The following is an 18,005-nucleotide window of genomic DNA, read 5'->3' on the forward strand; positions in this document are numbered from 1 at the left end:
TTTCCCAATTAGTAAGACCCCTTGAAGACGACGAGGTTGATAGGTTCGGGGTGGAAGCACAGCAATGTGTGGAGCTGACGAATACTAATCGGTCGAGGGCTTATCCTAAAAGAACCCCCCAAAAAGTGAAGTTAAGCGTTGCAGCTTATTCCGATTACTTTTCGGGGACCCCATAATTGACTTAAGGAATCATTATTTCGCATCCAGTTTTCAAGGTGTAAATTACACCGATTATATGGCGGTCGTGGCGAAGGGGTTAACGCACCGGTCTGTGGCTCCGGCATTCGTGGGTTCAAGTCCCATCGATCGCCCCATTTTTTTTTTTTTTAACTACATAAAAGCGTTGGGGATTAGCCAAGCGGTAAGGCAACGGACTTTGACTCCGTCACTCCAAGGTTCGAATCCTTGATCCCCAGCCATTTTACGCGGAAGTGGCTCAGCGGTAGAGCATCGCCTTGCCAAGGCGAGGGTCGCGGGTTCGATTCCCGTCTTCCGCTCCATATAACAATCACAAGATTACTTCAGATACGAAGTAGTCTTTTTTATATTTGCACACAAAAAACGCTGACACACGGTCAGCGTTTAGAGGCGTTAATGAGTTTTATTTTTTCTTCTATAAAGGTAGTAGACGGCTATTATTCCAAGGATAAGGACAAGAGAGGCCATATAGCTTCCTTCTGCGCCAAACTCTCCGCCTGACAGCTGGATAGGGCCGTTGTCTGTTACCTGAAGAACGGCCGGTACTGGCTCCGTTCCGGATACTTGAAAGCCGTATACATAGCCTTGGAAGAAGTTCCAGCTCATATGAAGACCAATTGGCCACCACAAGCCTCCGGTCAGCTCCCTTGCTATCGAGAAGAGGATGCCTGCCAGACAAATATTGATGAACGGAAACGGCGTCTCATACATATTCGGATTCATACTGTGCATAAGTGCAAAAATAACCGAGCTTACGATAATGGCAGCCGGTGTTCCATAATGATATTTAATAAGTCCCTGAATGTATCCACGTGTGAATAACTCTTCCGATAAGGCGACAAATATGTATAAAATAATGCCCTCAAGCAAGGAGAGGATTAAGGTCTGGTTCCATTTCGAGGCTTCCCAGCTTACTCCGCCTGCTGCCCAAATCAGAATGGCAGAGAGGGTCATAAGGAGAATTCCTGCAAAAAAGCCTTGAAGACCGCGGTCTACTCCATGCTTTTGCTTTAGTCCCAGCGGCCACTTGCGCTTGCGTTCAAACCACCCATACATGGCAAGGGCAGACCCGATAAATAGTACCGTCTGCAGGTATTGCGTCCAGCGCGCCTCTCCAACCTTAGTGACCTCATCGATATCGGCGCCTGTTGCGGCAGCGTAGATCGCGTAACCGATACCCACCACAATCATAATTCCAATAGGGATTAACCCGCTTAATACAATTTTACCCGCCACGCTAAAAAACTTTTTAATCAGAATCACCATCCATGTTTCAAATTTAAAATACCATATAAATCCAATATTGCTATAAAATTATAGCTTTCAAATTATTTTAATGTCAATTCTTTATGTGCGAAAAATTTGCATTTCTTGACTAGGTCTATTGTGCTATGATGAGGGCAACTATGGATGGAAGCGTTTTAGTAGATTGTTTCATAGACAAAGGAGCCGACAAATGAGGAAACTCGTCATTGTCCTGTTATCTGCTATCTGCCTGGTACTGCTAGGGTTTACCCTCTCTTCCTTTATACATGTATTCCACTATAATTTGTCAGCCCCTGCCGATGTGGGCAGCGCAAATAAATCCGGTTACCGTCTCATTCTTATTACGCAAGAAATGGATACGCCGTTTTGGGATAAGGTAGAGAACGGGGCAGTCAAAGCCGCCTCCAAGTATGGAGCCGAGCTTGAAGTGTGGGGCAGCTACGGAACCAATCAGGAGGATTTTTTGAAAAACATGGAGATCGCGATCGCCTCTAAGGTGGACGGTATCCTTGTACAGGGACTAAATACGGATGAGTTTAATCAATTGGCAACGGTTAAGGCTGCAGGGAACGGAATTCCGATCTTCACGATTGCTAACGATGTACCCATTGAAGACAGCTTAAGACGAACTTACATCGGTTCGGATCATTATAAGGCTGGCCAAATGATAGGTACGCAGCTAGCCGAGGATCTTGGCCATAAAGGCAAGGTTGTGCTTATGGTCTCGGATCGCCAAGAGGATTTTCAGAGTAAGCGGCTTAACGGTATTCTTAACATCTTGAAGTTCTATCCGGACATAGAACCTATTACGGTAGTAGCAGGGGACACGAGGGAGAAGGTTGTTACGGCTACCAACGAAATTATGAATAAAGAGCCGAATGTAGCAGCTTTCGTATCGGTCACGGCAAACAATGCAAGCGCGATGGTGCAGGAGATTGGCAAGCGCGCGCAGCTGAGCAAGTTCCATATTTACTCCTTTGACGACAGCCCGGAGATCAAGACCTTGCTGAAGGAAAAGAAGATGAGCGGCATTATCGAGCAATCCCCGGAAATGATGGGCGAGCTTGGCGTGCAGCTAATGGTGCAGTGGCTGAAGGGCGAGACCTTCCCCCTAAAATATGATGGTTATTTTACGGATATTCGGCTCCTTAAGGCGGATGAACTCCAATGAATACAGTCCAAAAAAAGATATTGTCGCTCACTGCTATTGTCTTGTTTATTATGGTTGCGATCTGGTTTATCCTCACTTATTACAATCAGAAAATGCAGGATCAATATAATGATATTTTGCAGCGATACCTGCAAATGAACGAGGTAAGCGCGTCCAGCCAGCAGCTGGTCACTTCGCTTAACAACTACATACAAACGCCAACGCCTTCGAAGCTTTCTAATGTCGAGGGGGATCGGCAGAGACTGCTGGACGCGCAGCTGCATATTGCGGATCTGCGCAACAACAGCAATCATTTTACCTTAACCAATTATTTGAACCTCATCGACAGTCTGGTCGACTCCACGAATCGGTCTATCCGTCTTTTGAACGAGAAGAACAATGAAGAAGCGCTTAATGATTTTACGGAGGCGACACGGCTATCGAAATATATTTCAGAGATGACGTTAACGCTTCTGGGGACCGAGCTTCAGACGTACGACCAGTTCTACCGCGGCATGATTATGCAGTCTGTGGAGCTGAAGAAGCTTGGGGTGTGGATGCTGGCGTTGATCACATTCCTCCTCTTGTTATTTACTTATTGGTTCTCGCTCAGCATCACCCGTCCGATCCAGCGTCTTACACAAGCTGCTCGGGAGCTGTCGCGGGGTAGATTCGATACCCATATCGAAATTTACGCCAACGACGAGATATCCTTCCTCGCCAAGACCTTTGACCGGATGAGGATCAACATCAACAATCTGATCTCGGAGATTCAGACGAAAGCGCAGCTCGAGAGCGAGCTTCAGAAGAACAAGCTGCTCCTGCAGGAAAGTCAGTTGAGAAGCCTGCAGAGTCAGATCAATCCTCATTTCTTGTTTAACACCTTGGATACGTTATCGAAAAAAGCTTATTTGGAGGGCTCGCTGGAAACAAGCGATCTGCTGACTAGTGTGGCAAGGCTGCTCCGTTACAATCTTAAGCGGCTAGACAGGCCGGTTACGCTTTATGAGGAAGTCCGCGTATTGCGCGAATATATTTTTATCCAGAAAACAAGGTTTACGGAACGGCTGCGCTTTGTGGAAGAAGTTGATGAAGCTTGCTTGTATGTCCAGATTCCGGGGCTTACGATCCAGCCGATTATCGAGAATGCCGTTATACATGCCATAGAGCCGCTTGAAGATGGCGGCACGATTACGTTCCGCGTCCGGGACGAGGGTCCTGAGATTATGATCGAAATTGAGGACGAAGGCAGCGGCATATCGGAGGAAAAAATATCGCATATCATGGAGGACCGATTTGCCAGCCAGGAGGGCGATGGGCATTCGACGGGCATCGGCTTTGGTAATGTGATTAACCGGCTGCGTCTGTATTACGGCCGGGAGGATGTTATGGCTATTCAGAGTGAGGTAGGCAAAGGAACGAAAGTGATTTTGAAGCTGCCGAAGGAAAGGGAGGCCGGTTAAATCATGTATAAGCTGTTGATTGTGGATGACGAGCAGATTGAGCGCGAAGGGTTAAAGGCGATCCTGCAGCATGGATTGCCGGACATTATCATTGAACAGGCGAAGAACGGGAATATAGCGGTACAGCTTGCGGAGGAGTTCCGTCCCGATTTGATCTTAATGGATGTGAAGATGCCGGGAATCAACGGACTTGAGGCGGTAGAGCTGATAAGCGCGAATCTGCCGTCGATCAAATTCATAATGGTGACGGCTTATGATACGTTTGACTATGCGCGCAAAGCGATCAAGCTTGGCGTTAAGGATTATCTCCTTAAGCCAAGCAAAGCCTCCGAGATCGTGACAACCGTACAGCGCGTTCTCCATCTCATTGAAGAGGAGAGAAAGACGGTAGAGACGACCGAGCTTCAGCGTACAGCCCTGCAGAGAGTTATGCCGATCATCGAAACGGATATCGTCACGCAATTATTGTTTGATCATGTTCATGAGGTGCATCTCGATGAGCTGGTAGGGCTGCTTGGCGTGCATACGGCAAACGAGAAGTATGCGATGACCGTATTGCTGCCTCCAGGAGCGGAGGGCTGCTATACCATTATTAAGGAAAAGGTCCGGAAGATGGGAAGCGGCTGGGTTGGCGCGATGTATGGGCGGCAAATTCCGATCATTGTATTCCCGGAGGCAGACAGGTCTTACCGTTCCCAGGCTGTGACGATGGCGCGCGAACTGCTGGCCGTTGCGAAGGCAGACGGCAATGACGGCTGGTTTGTCGGAATCGGCAGCGTTTATGAATCATTGGATCAGATCCGGCAGTCGTATCAGGAAGCTTTAATGGCTTCGATCGATCCGTCGCTTCCCGTCAAATACCGGTTTTATGAAGATACCCCTGTTCTTGGCGTTACGCGGGACGGTTATCCGGTCAAGCAGCTGGAACAGCAGCTGTTCGACCGGATCCGGCTGGGGCAATGGGAGCAGGTCCGCAACGATTTGACGGATTTTGTTCGCCGTTACGAGAATGAAGGGGCCAACCTCGTGCATACTCAGCAGCGTGTACTCGAGCTGCTCTGGATTGCCTCCCGCGTACTGCTTGAGATGGGCATCGAGATTGATACGCCGGTGTTCTCCTTCCAGACACAGGATTACAGGCAGCTTAGAGCGGAGTCCGAGCTTTTGCTGGAGCGGATGAGACAGTCGTATGCGGAGCATCAGGAACGGATTGAGCCGGATGCGATACAACAAATCAAGCAGTATATTGCGGATCATTCGCACGAGGATATTTCACTGGAAGCGATCGGGCGAATGGTTGGTTTAAGTCCTTTTTATATCAGCAAAATGTTTAAAGACCAGCTCGGCATTAACTATATCGATTTTCTGACCGAATGCCGCATTAAGAAAGCGATCAAGCTGATGGGCGATCCCGAACGGAGCTTGAAGGAAATTACCTATATGGTTGGTTATCATGATCCGAATTACTTCAGTAAGGTATTCAAAAAGTTGTGCGAGGTCTCTCCGACGGAATACCGCAAGACACTCCTTGGCAAATCGGCTTCGAGCTAAAAATCTGGGATGAAGGAAGAGAAGCGAATGAAACTGGGCTTCGCGAGGAGAAGGTCTACTCTATTTATTGCCGTTCTAATCGTCTGTTTCCTTTTGTCGGCTTGCGACAGCAATAGCGGCGGTAGAGCGACAGCCGAGAACCTGAATAATGAACAGCTTAAGGCCACAACAACCCCTTCCGATCAGACGAATAAAAGGATTAAGATCGGCTTTTCGATGGATACGCTCTTGGAGGAACGCTGGCTGAAGGACCGGGATTTATTCCGCGAGGCATGCAAGGCGCTTGGCGCGGATGTGGAGATTATTGCGGCTAACGGGGATGACGCCAAGCAGATTTCCCAAGCGGAAGCGTTAATCAGCCAAGGGGTCGACATTCTCGTTGTTGTTCCCCATAACGCGGATGCGACGGCAGCCATCGTGAAGAAGGCGCATTCGGCCGGCATTAAAGTGCTTGCGTATGACCGTCTCATAAAGAACGCTGACGTGGATTTGTACGTATCGTTTGATAACGAAGCGGTAGGAGAGCTGCAGGCGGAGGCGATTACCAAGCTTGTGCCGAAGGGCAAGTTTGTTTATATCGGCGGCGCCGATACGGACAATAACGCGCATTTATTTAAGCAGGGCGTATTTAACGTTTTGCAGCCTTTTATTGACAGAGGGGATATTACGGTCGTCTATGATCAATGGACGAAGGACTGGACTCCGGTGAATGCCCTGGCTAACATGAAGGATGCGCTTGAAGCGAATAACAATAAGATTGATGCGGTTATTGCGGCAAACGACGCAACGGCGGGTGGTGTCGTTCAGGCGTTAGCGGGGCAAGGGCTTGCGGGCAAGCTCCCGGTGGCCGGCCAGGATGCCGAGCTTGCTGCGGCCCAGCGGATTGTGGAAGGAACGCAGACGATGACCGTGTATAAGCCGATCAAGCTTCTGGCCGACAAAGCGGCCGAGCTTGCCGTCAAGCTGGCGAAAGGCGAGGATACCGGCGCGGACCGGACCGTCAATAACGGCAAGAACGAAGTGCCTTCCGTGCTGCTGTCCCCGATCGCCGTAGACAAATCCAATATTGACGAGACGATTATTGCCGATGGATTCCATTCCCGAGAAGACGTATATAAGAACATCGATAAGAAGTAAAAGCGGATAAGACTAGCCAGTTTCGACTGGTTAGTCTTTATTTTTTTGCCTGCGGCCCCCGCAGTTCAAAAAAGTCTAGGCGGTTATAAAAGAGTGCTATATAACAGCGCTTTCATTGGAAGTTGCCCGTGCTATAGTTGGTCGTGTAAGGAACAAAGACATTATTGGAGGGGTAACGAAGATGAAAAAAGGCTTCAAATCGTTTGCGCTTTTAATGGTTGTTCTGCTGCTCACGGCTTTGGTTGCAGCATGCGGTAAAGGCGACAGCAAAGTCAGCGTTGGTATCGTTCTTCCGACGAAAGACGAACCAAGATGGGTTCAAGATGAACAGCGCTTCAAGGATGCGCTGAAGGGCTCCAAATACACGACGGAAATTCTGTTCAGCCAAGGCTCCTCTGCAAAAGAAAAAGAAAACGTGGAAACATTGATCAATAAAGGCATCAAAGTACTTATTATCTGTCCTCAAGATGGCGACGCTGCAGCGGCAGCGGTAGAAGCTGCGAAAAAAGAAGGCATCAAGGTTATCTCCTATGACCGTTTGATCACCAACACGGACGCGGTTGACTACTACGTAACATTTGACAGCGTAGCGGTAGGTGCGGCACAAGCGCAATACCTGGTTGATAACGCTAAAGGCAACGGTCAGCCACTGTATCTGTACGCTGGCGCAGCTTCCGACAACAACGCATTCCTGTTCTTCCAAGGCGCTTGGAATGTTCTGCAGCCAAAAATCGCTGACGGCACTTTCAAAATCGCAAACTCCAGCGAAGCTGAAGCTCTGAAGGCTACAAAAGATCTGTCCCGTGACCAGTTGAGCAAAATCATCGGCCAAGTTACAACGAACTGGGATGCTAACGAAGCGAAAAACAAAGCGCAAACTCACTTGACTGCCGCAGCTGCCGACATGAAAGGCGATGTAGCAATCTTGGCTCCAAACGATGGCACGGCACGTTCGATTGCTGACGTATTCAAAGCGGATAGCGCGATTAAGAGCTATGTAGTAACCGGTCAAGACGCTGAGAAAGCATCGATCCAATACATCATTGACGGCAAACAATCGATGACGGTATTCAAAGACGTTCGTACGCTTGTTAAAGACGCAATGGGTATGGCCGTAGACATTCTGGACGGCAAAGATCCTGCAACAACAGGCTCGTATGACAACGGCAAAGTAGAAGTGAAAGCAAAACAAACCAACGTTATTGTCGTGAACAAAGACAACGTGAAGAAAGAATTGATCGATTCGGCTTATTACGCGGCGAGCGATTTCACCGGTCTGTAATCGTAAACGAATAAAGCGCAAAGCTCATGCTTACGATGTATGAATTGCTTTGCAATTCATTTTGGGAATAGTGATAGATTCGTCTATCACTATTCCTTACTTGCAGAGTTGTTTGCTTAAGGAAATCCTTACGATGTAAGAATTATCGCAAAGAACGCGACAATTCTTTTAGGAGTGCATAGTGATGAGCAACTACATTTTGGAGATGAACAATATCTCGAAGGAATTTACAGGTGTCAAAGCGCTCTCGGATGTAAACTTCAAGGTGGAGAAAGGCGAGATTCATTGTCTCATCGGCGAGAACGGAGCCGGCAAATCAACCCTGATGAAGGTTCTGAGCGGTGTTTATCCCTATGGCACCTACAAAGGCGATATCGTGTTCGAAGACGATATTCAGGCCTTTAACAAAATTAGCGACAGCGTAAAAGCCGGCATCGCTATTATTTATCAGGAGCTCGCGTTGTTTCCGGACCTAACGGTTTACGAAAATATTTTTGCAGGCAACGAGATAAAACGCGGCTCGGTGGTGGATTGGAACAAGACGATTGTCGAGGCGCAAAAAATGCTTCAAAGGGTTGGACTGAACGTAAATCCCGAAGTGTTGATTAAAGAATTAGGCGTCGGCAAGCAGCAGCTGGTCGAGATCGCCAAGGCATTAAGCAAAAACGTAAAGCTGCTTATTCTGGACGAACCAACGGCAGCTTTGAACGAGAATGACAGCGAGAATCTTCTTGAACTGCTCCGGGAGCTGAAGAAGCAGGGCATTACCTGCATTATGATCTCCCATAAGCTGAAAGAGGTCATCTCCATTGCGGATAAAGCGACGGTGCTTCGCGATGGACGTACCATTTGCACACTGGACGGGTCCAAAGGGGAAATCACGGAAAACAATATTATCCGGAACATGGTTGGCCGCGAAATTGAAGATATTTATCCGAAGAGAAATAGCAAATCGTTTGGCAGCACAATCCTTGAGGTGAAGAACTGGTCCGCTTACGATCCCGAGCTCGGAAGACATGTCGTCAAGAATGTGAACCTGCATGTTAAAAAAGGAGAAATCGTCGGAATAGCCGGCTTGATGGGCTCAGGACGGACGGAGCTTGCTCGCAGCATCTTCGGCAATCCAAAGTCTTATAGACTGCAAGGCGAGCTTTTGGTGAACGGGTCCGCCAAATCGCTCAAGCATCCGAAGGATGCAATCAAAGAAGGCATTGCTTATGTAACCGAGGACAGAAAAGGCGACGGGTTGTTCCTCATCCAGGATATTAAGAATAATATCTCTGCAGCTAACTTGAACGGAATTTCCCGGAAAGGCGTCATCAACGACAATAAGGAAATCCGGATCGCCAGCGATTATAAAAGCTCGTTAAACGTTAAGGCTCCATCCATCGAACAGATTGTGGGCAATCTTAGCGGCGGCAATCAGCAGAAGGTATCCCTTGGCAAATGGCTGTTCGTCGGGCCGCAGCTGCTTATCCTTGATGAGCCGACACGCGGTATCGACGTTGGTGCTAAATTCGAGATTTATACCATTATGAACAAGCTGATTGCGGAGGGAATGAGCATTATTATGATCTCTTCCGAGCTGGGGGAAATTCTCGGCATGAGCGATCGCATTTATGTCATGGCAGAAGGCGCGATTAAAGGCGAGCTTCCGATTGAAGAGGCGAACCAGGAAAATATAATGCAATTCGCAACGCAATAGATAATGCTTACGAAGCATGAATCGCCGCGATCGGCGTATAACCGCCTTTTGTGCAGCCATTCATTTTAGGAGGATCACCCATGAACTTAGTCACTCAGGGCAAAAAGGAACACCAGACAAACATTCTTACGGAAGGTAAAACATTGCTGAAAGTAAATATTCGCGAGTACGGCATGTACATTGCTTTGTTTGTGATCATGCTGACGTTCTCGATTCTTACGGACGGCTTGTTTATGTCTTCCCGTAATATTAGTAATCTTCTTGACGCAACGGGATATATCGCGGTGCTTGCGGTAGGCATGACGCTTGTTATCGTTATCCGCCATATCGACTTGTCGGTTGGCTTTGCTGCAGGCTTCCTGGGAGCTATTGCCGCTATTTTACTATCGCAGGCGGGTGTCCCTGTATATCTTACGATCCCGATTATCCTGATTTTAGGTATTGTTGTAGGTTTGTTTAACGGCGTGCTTGTTGCGTCGCTAGGCATCCCGTCCTTCGTAGCTTCTCTCGCCGGCATGTTGATCTTCCGCGGCGCCTTGCTTCGCGTAACGGAGAAGACCGGTACGATTATCGTTAAGGACGAGCATTTTAACGCGCTGGGCAATGGCTATATCCCATCCTGGTTCAAGCTGGACGATCTGAACTTCCTGTCTCTATTGCTTGGCGTGCTTGTTATTCTTCTCTTTATTTATTTTGAAATCTCCAAACGCCGGAACAAGATCAAATACCAATTCGAAGTGATCTCCAAGGGCATGTTCACCGTTAAGCTCATCTTCGTATCCGCGATTATTGCTTACATTACTTATATTATCGCAGGTTATAACGGCTTCTCCTGGACGGTTATTATCATGCTGCTGGTTGTTGTGATCTATCACTTCCTGACCACAAGCACCGTGCTTGGCCGTCATATTTATGCGGTAGGCAGCAACCCGGAAGCGGCGCATTTGAGCGGGATCAACGTGAAAAAGATTACCTATATCGTGTTTGGTTCCATGGGTCTGCTCTCTGCTTTATCCGGTATCCTGTTTACTGCACGATTGCAGTCCGCAACAACAACAGCCGGTACGCTGTTTGAGCTTGACGCGATTGCGGCAGCATATGTAGGCGGGGTATCGGCAGCAGGCGGCGTGGGTAAAGTTACCGGTTCGATTATCGGTGCGATCGTAATGGCTTCCCTCTCGAGCGGCATGAACCTGATGGGGGTCGGTATCTCTTATCAATACATGATTCGCGGCGGCGTGCTTGCGATTGCGGTAATCTTCGATGTGATGACGCGGAGAAAAAGAAGCTAGCTCACGAATTAAAGAAAGCCCAGCGGATTATTGCCGCTGGGCTTTTTCGTTTTAATGACCGGAAGCTTCCGAATCATTAGACAGGCGAGTAATTTCGAAGATTTTGAACAGCAGGCTGAGAATAATCGCCGTTACCGTTGCAAGGGCCATACCCGAGAGGGAGAAGTCTCCGATTGTGATTTTTGCTCCGCTCAGGCCGGTTACAAGAACTACGGTCGTCAGGTACAGGTTGGTTGGTTTGCTGTAGTCGATTTTCGATTCCACGAGCATCCGGAGACCGGAAGCGGCGATTACGCCAAACAGCAAGAGGGACACGCCGCCCATAACCGGAGCGGGAATGCCTGCGATCAGAGCCGAGAACTTGCCGAAGAACGACAGCACGATAGCGAATACGGCAGCGCCGCCGATAACAAACGTGGAATAGACGCGCGTAATCGCAAGCACGCCGATATTCTCGCCGTAAGTCGTATTAGGCGTAGAACCCAGGAAGCCGGACAGCAGGGTCGAGATGCCGTTGCCGAGCAGCGAACGGTGCAGGCCCGGATCTTTGGACAGATCTTTTTTGACAATGTTGCCGGTTACGATCAAATGGCCGATATGCTCGGCAAGTACGACCAGTGAAGCGGGAACAATCGTCAAAATGGCTGCCCATTCAAAGGTTGGCGTCGTAAACGTAGGGGCTGCCAGCCAGTTGCTCGCCGATACATTCTCGAAGTTTGTATAGCCCAGGAAGTAGGAAAGCAAATATCCGCACACGATACCGACCAGAATCGGAATGATACGCATGAAGCCGCGGAACAGGACTGAACCAAGCACGGTAATCAGCAAAGTGACGATAGAGATCGTAATGGCCGTGCCGTCCGGTGTCCATACTTGGTCAGCCGGTGCGCTTGGCGCTTTGATCCATCCGGCCATGCCGGCTGCAACCGGAATAAGCTCAAGACCGATAACCGCTACGATGGCCCCCATTGCAGCAGGCGGGAAAATCACGTTAATCCAGCCGGTACCCGCAGCTTGGATAATAAGCGCAACAACGGTGAAAACAACGCCGGCTGCAATAAATCCGCCAAGCGCTGCGGCATAGCCGTCAGAGTGGGAAGCGTGGTTGCCGATAACCGCTCCGGCCGGTGCGATAAACGCAAAGCTGGAGCCGAGATAAGCGGGGATTTTTCCTTTTACGATAAATAGATAAAGCAGAGTGCCGATCCCGTTCATCAGAAGACAAATCGCCGGATCTACGCCAAGCAGGTTTGGAACGAGTACGGTTGAACCAAACATAGCGAACAAATGCTGAATGCTCAGCATGAGGCTTTGGCCCATTGGCGGCCTTTCGTGGACGCCGATTTCTTGTGGTTTCATCTAGCTGTAACCCTCCATAACATAAAGTCAACTTTTGCGCAACTTGCTCGATTTTACATAAGTATAGTGTTGCTTGGCAAGACATTTCTTAATCCATGCGCGATATGCACATTATTCAGAGTGAAAATAACAATTGTTTACAATAACTTAAACTCCCTATTAACCTTTAGAAAACATTCCCCCATTACAATTTTAGTAGAATCTATGAAATGGGAGTGAAACTAATAAATGATCAATAAAAGCAAACGCTTCTTGTCCATCTTCCTTGCTGCCGAAATCGCGGCTACAGCCTTACTGGGGACCGGTGTGGCAATGGCGGATGGCGGCGTAACTCCACTGGCGGGGACTCCTTACAATGCTTCGAATGAGTATAGCGTCAGTATTCCGCACGTTATTATTAATCAGGTATACGGTGCCGGATTAAGCGCAGATGCTTCGGTGCTTTTCTCGAATGGATTTATTGAGCTATACAATCCGACTGATCAAGATATTGATTTATCAAGTTGGTCGCTTCAATATGCGGATCGTGGAACGACAGCAACGACAGGAGCAACCAATGACTGGGAGGTTTTAAATCTTTCCGGAACAATTAAAGCTCACTCGTCTTTTCTCATTAAAGGAAAGGCTACAACTGCATCTGCACCGCTTATCGATCTTTCTGGCAAAGGCGATTTGACATGGGATAGATTTATTAATAATAAAGGTTTAAAAGTTGCTCTTATGAGCAACCAGACGAAGCTTACCGTTGCTAATCCATTTCTGACGAAACCTGCTGGCTATGTAGATATGATCGGAACCGGAAGCAATGATGACGGCAGCACAATCGACGGTTATGAAGGTGCAGCGGATCTTGTGGATTACCCTACCGGCGATAAAGGCGGTACCTCCAAGAAGAAGGCCATTCGTCGAACCGATTTTGCCGATAGTGATATTAACAAAAATGATTTTTCTCAAATTGATTATGACGCTTTGAAAAAAGCGGGTATTGCCGGTGATATTGCCGCGGTTGCGCCACGGAGTACTTCTGACGGCCCATGGGGAGTAACAGCACCGGAACAACCGGAAACGCCTGAAACGAATCCGGTTACTATTACAACTACCGCAATCGCAGGCGCAACAATCGGCACTGCTTATACGGCTACGGTTGCAGCTGCCGGAGGCACGGCGCCTTTTACTTACAGCGCAACAAATTTGCCTGCTGGTCTTACTCTTAATAGCGCAACGGGCGTAATTACGGGTACGCCAACAGCGGCTGCCAAGTCTTCTCTTATTACAGTAACGGCAGCGGACAGTGCAAATCCTGTTGCAACGGGAACCAAATCGTTCTGGCTTACAGTCGGCCAGCAGCTTCGCGATATGAAGGATACGCTGTCGGTCGAGAAAATCGGTACCCTCTCAATTGGCACTCCGAACAAAGACGGCGGCGTTGCCGAGATCGTCAAATACAATAAAGACAACAATAAGTTTTATCTGGTTAACGGCTCCGGCAATCCGCCAACCTTGGAGATCGTTAGCTTAGGTAATGCAAAAGGTACACTGACAACAGAGAAGTCCGTTCTGGTGAAGGATCTTTCTGAGACAAAAGGTTTTGTTTACGGTGACCTGACGAGCGTAGATATCAATACAACAACAAAACGGGTTGCCGTATCCATACAGGAGAAGGATCCGCTGAAGTCTGGTAAAATCCTAGTTCTCGATTATAACGGCAATTATATAACCGAGTATGCTTCGGGCGTACAGCCGGATATGATCAAATCGACCGAAGACGGCCGTTATATCCTAACGGCTGACGAAGCTGAGCCGCGCCTTGTTACGCAGGATGCCAAAGGCAGCATAACAATCGTTGATACCTTAACGGGCATTTCCTCGCAAGCATACTTTGATGACCCGTCTGTCATTGAAGATGGCGTGCATATCCGAGGCGATTTGGATCCGGTAACGAATTCGGTTAAGTCCAGCGGTTCAATGGAAGATGCTCTTTATGATCTGGAGCCGGAGTATATTGCTCTCTCCGCTGACGGCAAGACTGCCTTTGCGACGCTTCAAGAAAATAACGCTGTTGCTGTAGTGGATATTGCAACGCATAAAGTAACGGCGGTAAAAGCGCTTGGCCTCAAAGACTACAATAATCCTGCCAACGCTTTGGATGTTCAATCCAACGGAGCTATTCAGCTGGAGACAGTACCGTTTAAAGGCATGTATATGCCGGACGGAATCGCTTCCTATACGGTGAACGGCAAGACATATCTGTTTACGGCCAACGAAGGCGACGCATCTGAATTCCGCGTAAACGCTAGTACGGTAGGTGCGCTCAAGGGAAGCTTGGATCCTAATTCGGAAGCCTTTAAGTTCCTGAAAGACACGACAGCCTACGATGCAATTGAAGTAGCGGGCGATATGGGCAACGACGGTATTTACATGTACGGCGGCCGATCCTTCTCGATCTGGAATGCGGATTCGATGGATCAGGTTTACGATAGCGGCAATGATTTTGAAAACATTACGGCCCAGCGCGTACCGGATTACTTCAACGTCAGCAACAGCAAAATCACGATGGATGATCGCAGCGTGAAGAAAGGTCCGGAGCCGGAAGACATTAAAGTAGGCAAAGTAGGCGACAGACAGCTTGCGTTTATCGGGCTAGAGCGCGTAGGCGGCTTGATGACGTATGACGTTACGGATCCTGAGCATCCTCAGTTTGCGAACTATACGAATACCCGTGTATTTAAAGACGCAGATAATAAAGTGAATCTGGATACGGATACCGGTCCGGAAGGTATCGAATTTATTCCTGCATCGGTCAGCCCGACGGGACAGCCTCTTGTACTTGTCGCTTACGAAGTAGGCGGTAAAGTGGGCATCTACCAACTTAACGTAACCAAACTGTCTATTGCCCAGAAGTCGCTCTCTCTTACAGCGGGCGGAACGGCCAGTCAATTGACGGCAACTGTTGTACCTGCAAACGGTTCTTCGAGCAGTGTTACTTGGTCTTCCTCGGATTCCAGCATTGCGACGGTTGATCAGAACGGTAAAGTTACACCTGTCAAAGCAGGTACGGCTGTCATCAAAGCAACAAGCGCGGACGGTTACGGAGTAGCGGAAAGCACTGTAACTGTAGCTCCAGGCTCTGTTGTTACGCCGCCGGATCAGCCAAGCAGCGGCGGATCCAATGGTGGAGGTACAACTGTAATCGACAACGGTTCTAACGGCGCGAATGTAGTGACGAAGGTTGAAGCAACTACGGACGGTTCGGGTAAGGCGCATGCGAATGTGACAACCAGCCAATTTACATCTGCCTTGAAAAAACTGCAGAGCGAATTGGCAGCCGGCCAGACAGGCAGCTTGACGGTATCCGCCGTACCGGACAGCAAAGCAAAAGAAGCAGCAATTGTTTTCGAGAAGGGAATCTTCACTGGCGCCAAAGATGCAGCTCTGACGAATTTGACGATTGAAGCGGGAGTAGGTACGTTATCCTTTGACGCAAAAGCTATCGCATCTATTGCAGCATCCTCGAAAAACAATGATGTTACGATTACCGTTCGCCAGTCCGATGCGGCAACGGCCGGTGCAGGCTTAACGGGAGCTAAGCGTACCGAATTCCTGCAAGCTGTGGGCATCCATCCGGTGTTTGATTTTGCGGTAAAAGCAAACGGCAGCGCAATTACTACCTTTGGCGGTGGCACTGCGCATGTTCATGTACCGTATACGCCAGCGGCAAACGAAGACCGCAATGCGATTATCATCTATTACGTCTCGGATAACGGCGAACTTGTAACGGTGCCTTCCGGTGTATATGACCCTGCTACGGGTATTGTAAGCTTTGAAGTCACTCATTTCTCCCGTTATGCGGTGGCGTACAACAAGAAGTCCTTCAAGGACACAACGTCCAGCTTTGCCAAAGATGCGATCACGTATCTGTCGGCACGCAGCATTATCTCAGGAACAAGCTCGAGTCAATTCTCGCCAAAAGCGCGGATTACTAGAGCAGACTTTACCATTCTTCTGTCCCGCATCGCAGGGGCTCAATTAAGCAGTTACAAAGCAGGCAAGTTCTCGGATGTCCGTACGACCGATTATTATGCTACTGCCGTGCAATGGGCGGCTGACAAAGGCATTACCAGCGGAGTAGGCGGCGGTAAGTTTAATCCGAAGGCTTCTATAACCCGTGCGGAAATGGCGGCTATGCTGGTACGCTTTGCAGGTGTAATGAACTTCGATCTTCCTGCCAGCCAGAAGGCGGTTACCTTTGCAGACGGCAGCGCTATTCAAGCAAGCGTGAAGGAAGCGGTGAAAGCCGTTCAGCAAGCAGGCATCATCAACGGCAAAACGAAAGCCGGCCATTCCGGCGTTTACTTCGCGCCTCAAGATTTTGCAACACGCGAAGAAACAGCCAAAATGCTTGCCTTATTCATGCAGCTGATGAGCAAATAAGATATTAACGAAGAAGAGCTGTCTCCATTGGAGGCAGCTCTTTCATTATCGGCATAGATGAAACAGAACGTACATTCTCTGACGCTCCGTCTCCGAATGCTGTTATATTGGATGAACGATGAAAATGAGGTGGGCTTTTTGAAGACGTTATTTGCAACCGGATACCGGGCACATGAGCTCCAAATCTTTAATCAAAAGCATAAACATATCCCCTATATAAAAAAAGCGATCGAAGCCAAGCTTATTCCTCTCATTGAAGAGGGGCTGGAGTGGGTCATCACGCCGGGGCAATACGGATTTGATCTTTGGGCATGCGAAGTAGCGCTGGAGCTTCAATCGGTATACCCGCAGCTGAAGCTTTCGATCATTACCGCCTTTATGAATCCCGAAGAGCAATGGAACGACGAGAAAAAAGAGTACTATCGGCAGATTATAACCAAAGTTGATTATTATGGTGCGGTAAGCCATCAGCCGTATGCCGGTCCTTGGCAGTTCCAGGCGAGAGACGAGCTGTTGTTCCGCAAATCGGACGGACTGCTTCTTTTTTACGATGAAGAGGCTGCGGAGGGAAGTCCGAAGTACGTAAAAGAGAAAGCGCTGAAAAGGCATCAAGAGGACGGGTACGAGCTGATCCTTATTACGGCAGAGGATATCCAGAACGCGGCGGAAGAAGAGAGCTATGATTCCTATGTGGACTCGTATGAGAGTAATTATGACGAGCCGATAGAGTAGCACATAAAACATGTTTAAACTTTTTAATAAAAAGACTTGCAATGCTGTACAAGCCTATGGTATATTCTAATTCCGGCCGAGAGAAACAAGCGGTTGGCGCGAAAAGCACAAAGGAATTGTTTGATAGATTGAAGAAACAATTTAAAAAGGTGCTTGACACGAAAAAGAACAACGTGATAAGATATGAAACGTTGTTGCGAAAAACAAATTGTTCTTTGAAAACTGAACAACGAGCGAAACTGCCCCGTTAGAAATAACGGAAAAGCGATTTTTTAAATGAGTGAGCAAGTCAAACATCTGAGATTTTCCTGATCGATTCGATCGATCAAGAAAACTCTTTAATGGAGAGTTTGATCCTGGCTCAGGACGAACGCTGGCGGCGTGCCTAATACATGCAAGTCGAGCGGACTTTGCCTTCGGGTAAAGTTAGCGGCGGACG

11 protein-coding genes, 3 tRNA genes and 2 rRNA genes are annotated in these 18,005 nt (G+C 48.4%); 14 read left to right on the forward strand and 2 right to left on the reverse strand.

Features of this window, described 5'->3' with window-relative positions; genetic code table 11:
- The 4 genes from WFJ73_RS33020 to WFJ73_RS33035 all read left to right on the forward strand — a co-directional run.
- Positions 1–108 (forward strand): 23S ribosomal RNA (locus tag WFJ73_RS33020); the annotation flags it as partial.
- 130 nt (positions 109–238) lie between these two features.
- A tRNA-His gene (locus WFJ73_RS33025) sits at positions 239–314 on the forward strand.
- A 30-nt stretch (positions 315–344) separates the two neighbouring features.
- Positions 345–419 (forward strand) — tRNA-Gln (locus WFJ73_RS33030).
- Between the two features lie 6 nt (positions 420–425).
- Positions 426–500, forward strand: a tRNA-Gly gene (locus tag WFJ73_RS33035).
- Between the two features lie 91 nt (positions 501–591).
- Here WFJ73_RS33035 and WFJ73_RS33040 read toward each other — a convergent pair.
- Positions 592–1,434 (reverse strand): CPBP family intramembrane glutamic endopeptidase, encoded by an 843-nt coding sequence (locus WFJ73_RS33040; RefSeq protein WP_336776975.1) that lies wholly within the window; start codon positions 1,432–1,434, stop codon positions 592–594.
- Between the two features lie 220 nt (positions 1,435–1,654).
- On the opposite strand from WFJ73_RS33040, the gene WFJ73_RS33045 reads away from it, so the two are divergent.
- The 7 genes from WFJ73_RS33045 (at position 1,655) to WFJ73_RS33075 (ending at position 11,044) form a co-directional block, all read left to right on the forward strand.
- A complete protein-coding gene (locus WFJ73_RS33045) occupies positions 1,655–2,635 on the forward strand; it encodes a sugar ABC transporter substrate-binding protein (protein WP_336776976.1) in 981 nt (326 codons plus the stop codon).
- Entirely contained in the window at positions 2,632–4,077 is a 1,446-nt protein-coding gene (locus WFJ73_RS33050; protein ID WP_336776977.1) for a sensor histidine kinase, read from the forward strand. Before WFJ73_RS33045 ends, WFJ73_RS33050 begins: the two co-directional genes overlap by 4 nt.
- A 3-nt stretch (positions 4,078–4,080) precedes the next feature.
- Positions 4,081–5,628, forward strand: coding sequence for a response regulator (locus WFJ73_RS33055; protein ID WP_336776978.1), 1,548 nt, complete (start codon positions 4,081–4,083; stop codon positions 5,626–5,628).
- A 27-nt stretch (positions 5,629–5,655) separates the two neighbouring features.
- Positions 5,656–6,765, forward strand: a complete 1,110-nt coding sequence (xylF, locus tag WFJ73_RS33060) for a D-xylose ABC transporter substrate-binding protein (protein ID WP_336776979.1) — start codon at positions 5,656–5,658, stop codon at positions 6,763–6,765.
- Positions 6,766–6,946: 181 nt separating this feature from the next.
- Complete coding sequence (locus WFJ73_RS33065) at positions 6,947–8,047, forward strand: sugar ABC transporter substrate-binding protein (RefSeq protein ID WP_336776980.1); 1,101 nt, start codon at positions 6,947–6,949, stop codon at positions 8,045–8,047.
- A 184-nt stretch (positions 8,048–8,231) separates the two neighbouring features.
- Positions 8,232–9,752 (forward strand): sugar ABC transporter ATP-binding protein, encoded by a 1,521-nt coding sequence (locus WFJ73_RS33070; protein ID WP_201009137.1) that lies wholly within the window; start codon positions 8,232–8,234, stop codon positions 9,750–9,752.
- 80 nt (positions 9,753–9,832) lie between these two features.
- A complete protein-coding gene (locus tag WFJ73_RS33075; RefSeq protein WP_336776981.1) occupies positions 9,833–11,044 on the forward strand; it encodes a sugar ABC transporter permease in 1,212 nt (403 codons plus the stop codon).
- 51 nt (positions 11,045–11,095) lie between these two features.
- Here WFJ73_RS33075 and uraA read toward each other — a convergent pair whose 3' ends face one another.
- Positions 11,096–12,403: a uracil permease gene (gene uraA, locus WFJ73_RS33080; RefSeq protein WP_336776982.1), complete on the reverse strand. Its 1,308-nt coding sequence runs from the start codon at positions 12,401–12,403 to the stop codon at positions 11,096–11,098.
- Positions 12,404–12,631: 228 nt separating this feature from the next.
- Between uraA and WFJ73_RS33085 the strand changes: the two genes are divergently transcribed.
- The 3 genes from WFJ73_RS33085 to WFJ73_RS33095 form a co-directional block, all read left to right on the forward strand.
- Positions 12,632–16,834, forward strand: coding sequence for a choice-of-anchor I family protein (locus tag WFJ73_RS33085; RefSeq protein WP_336776983.1), 4,203 nt, complete (start codon positions 12,632–12,634; stop codon positions 16,832–16,834).
- 138 nt (positions 16,835–16,972) lie between these two features.
- Positions 16,973–17,566, forward strand: coding sequence for a DUF1273 domain-containing protein (locus tag WFJ73_RS33090; RefSeq protein WP_336776984.1), 594 nt, complete (start codon positions 16,973–16,975; stop codon positions 17,564–17,566).
- Positions 17,567–17,904: 338 nt separating this feature from the next.
- Positions 17,905–18,005: ribosomal RNA gene (locus WFJ73_RS33095) — 16S ribosomal RNA — on the forward strand; the annotation flags it as partial.

Origin of the sequence: Paenibacillus sp. MMO-58 (genome assembly GCF_037146255.1) — a bacterium.
Taxonomy (GTDB): domain Bacteria; phylum Bacillota; class Bacilli; order Paenibacillales; family Paenibacillaceae; genus Pristimantibacillus.

Coding starts and splice junctions, on each gene's coding strand:
- WFJ73_RS33065 (WP_336776980.1), top strand. CDS start 6,947: ATGAAAAAAGGCTTCAAATCGTTTGCGCTTTTAATGGTTGTTCTGCTG.
- WFJ73_RS33085 (WP_336776983.1), top strand. CDS start 12,632: ATGATCAATAAAAGCAAACGCTTCTTGTCCATCTTCCTTGCTGCCGAA.
- WFJ73_RS33055 (WP_336776978.1), top strand. CDS start 4,081: ATGTATAAGCTGTTGATTGTGGATGACGAGCAGATTGAGCGCGAAGGG.
- WFJ73_RS33070 (WP_201009137.1), top strand. CDS start 8,232: ATGAGCAACTACATTTTGGAGATGAACAATATCTCGAAGGAATTTACA.
- WFJ73_RS33050 (WP_336776977.1), top strand. CDS start 2,632: ATGAATACAGTCCAAAAAAAGATATTGTCGCTCACTGCTATTGTCTTG.
- WFJ73_RS33075 (WP_336776981.1), top strand. CDS start 9,833: ATGAACTTAGTCACTCAGGGCAAAAAGGAACACCAGACAAACATTCTT.
- xylF (WP_336776979.1), top strand. CDS start 5,656: ATGAAACTGGGCTTCGCGAGGAGAAGGTCTACTCTATTTATTGCCGTT.
- uraA (WP_336776982.1), bottom strand. CDS start 12,403: ATGAAACCACAAGAAATCGGCGTCCACGAAAGGCCGCCAATGGGCCAA.
- WFJ73_RS33045 (WP_336776976.1), top strand. CDS start 1,655: ATGAGGAAACTCGTCATTGTCCTGTTATCTGCTATCTGCCTGGTACTG.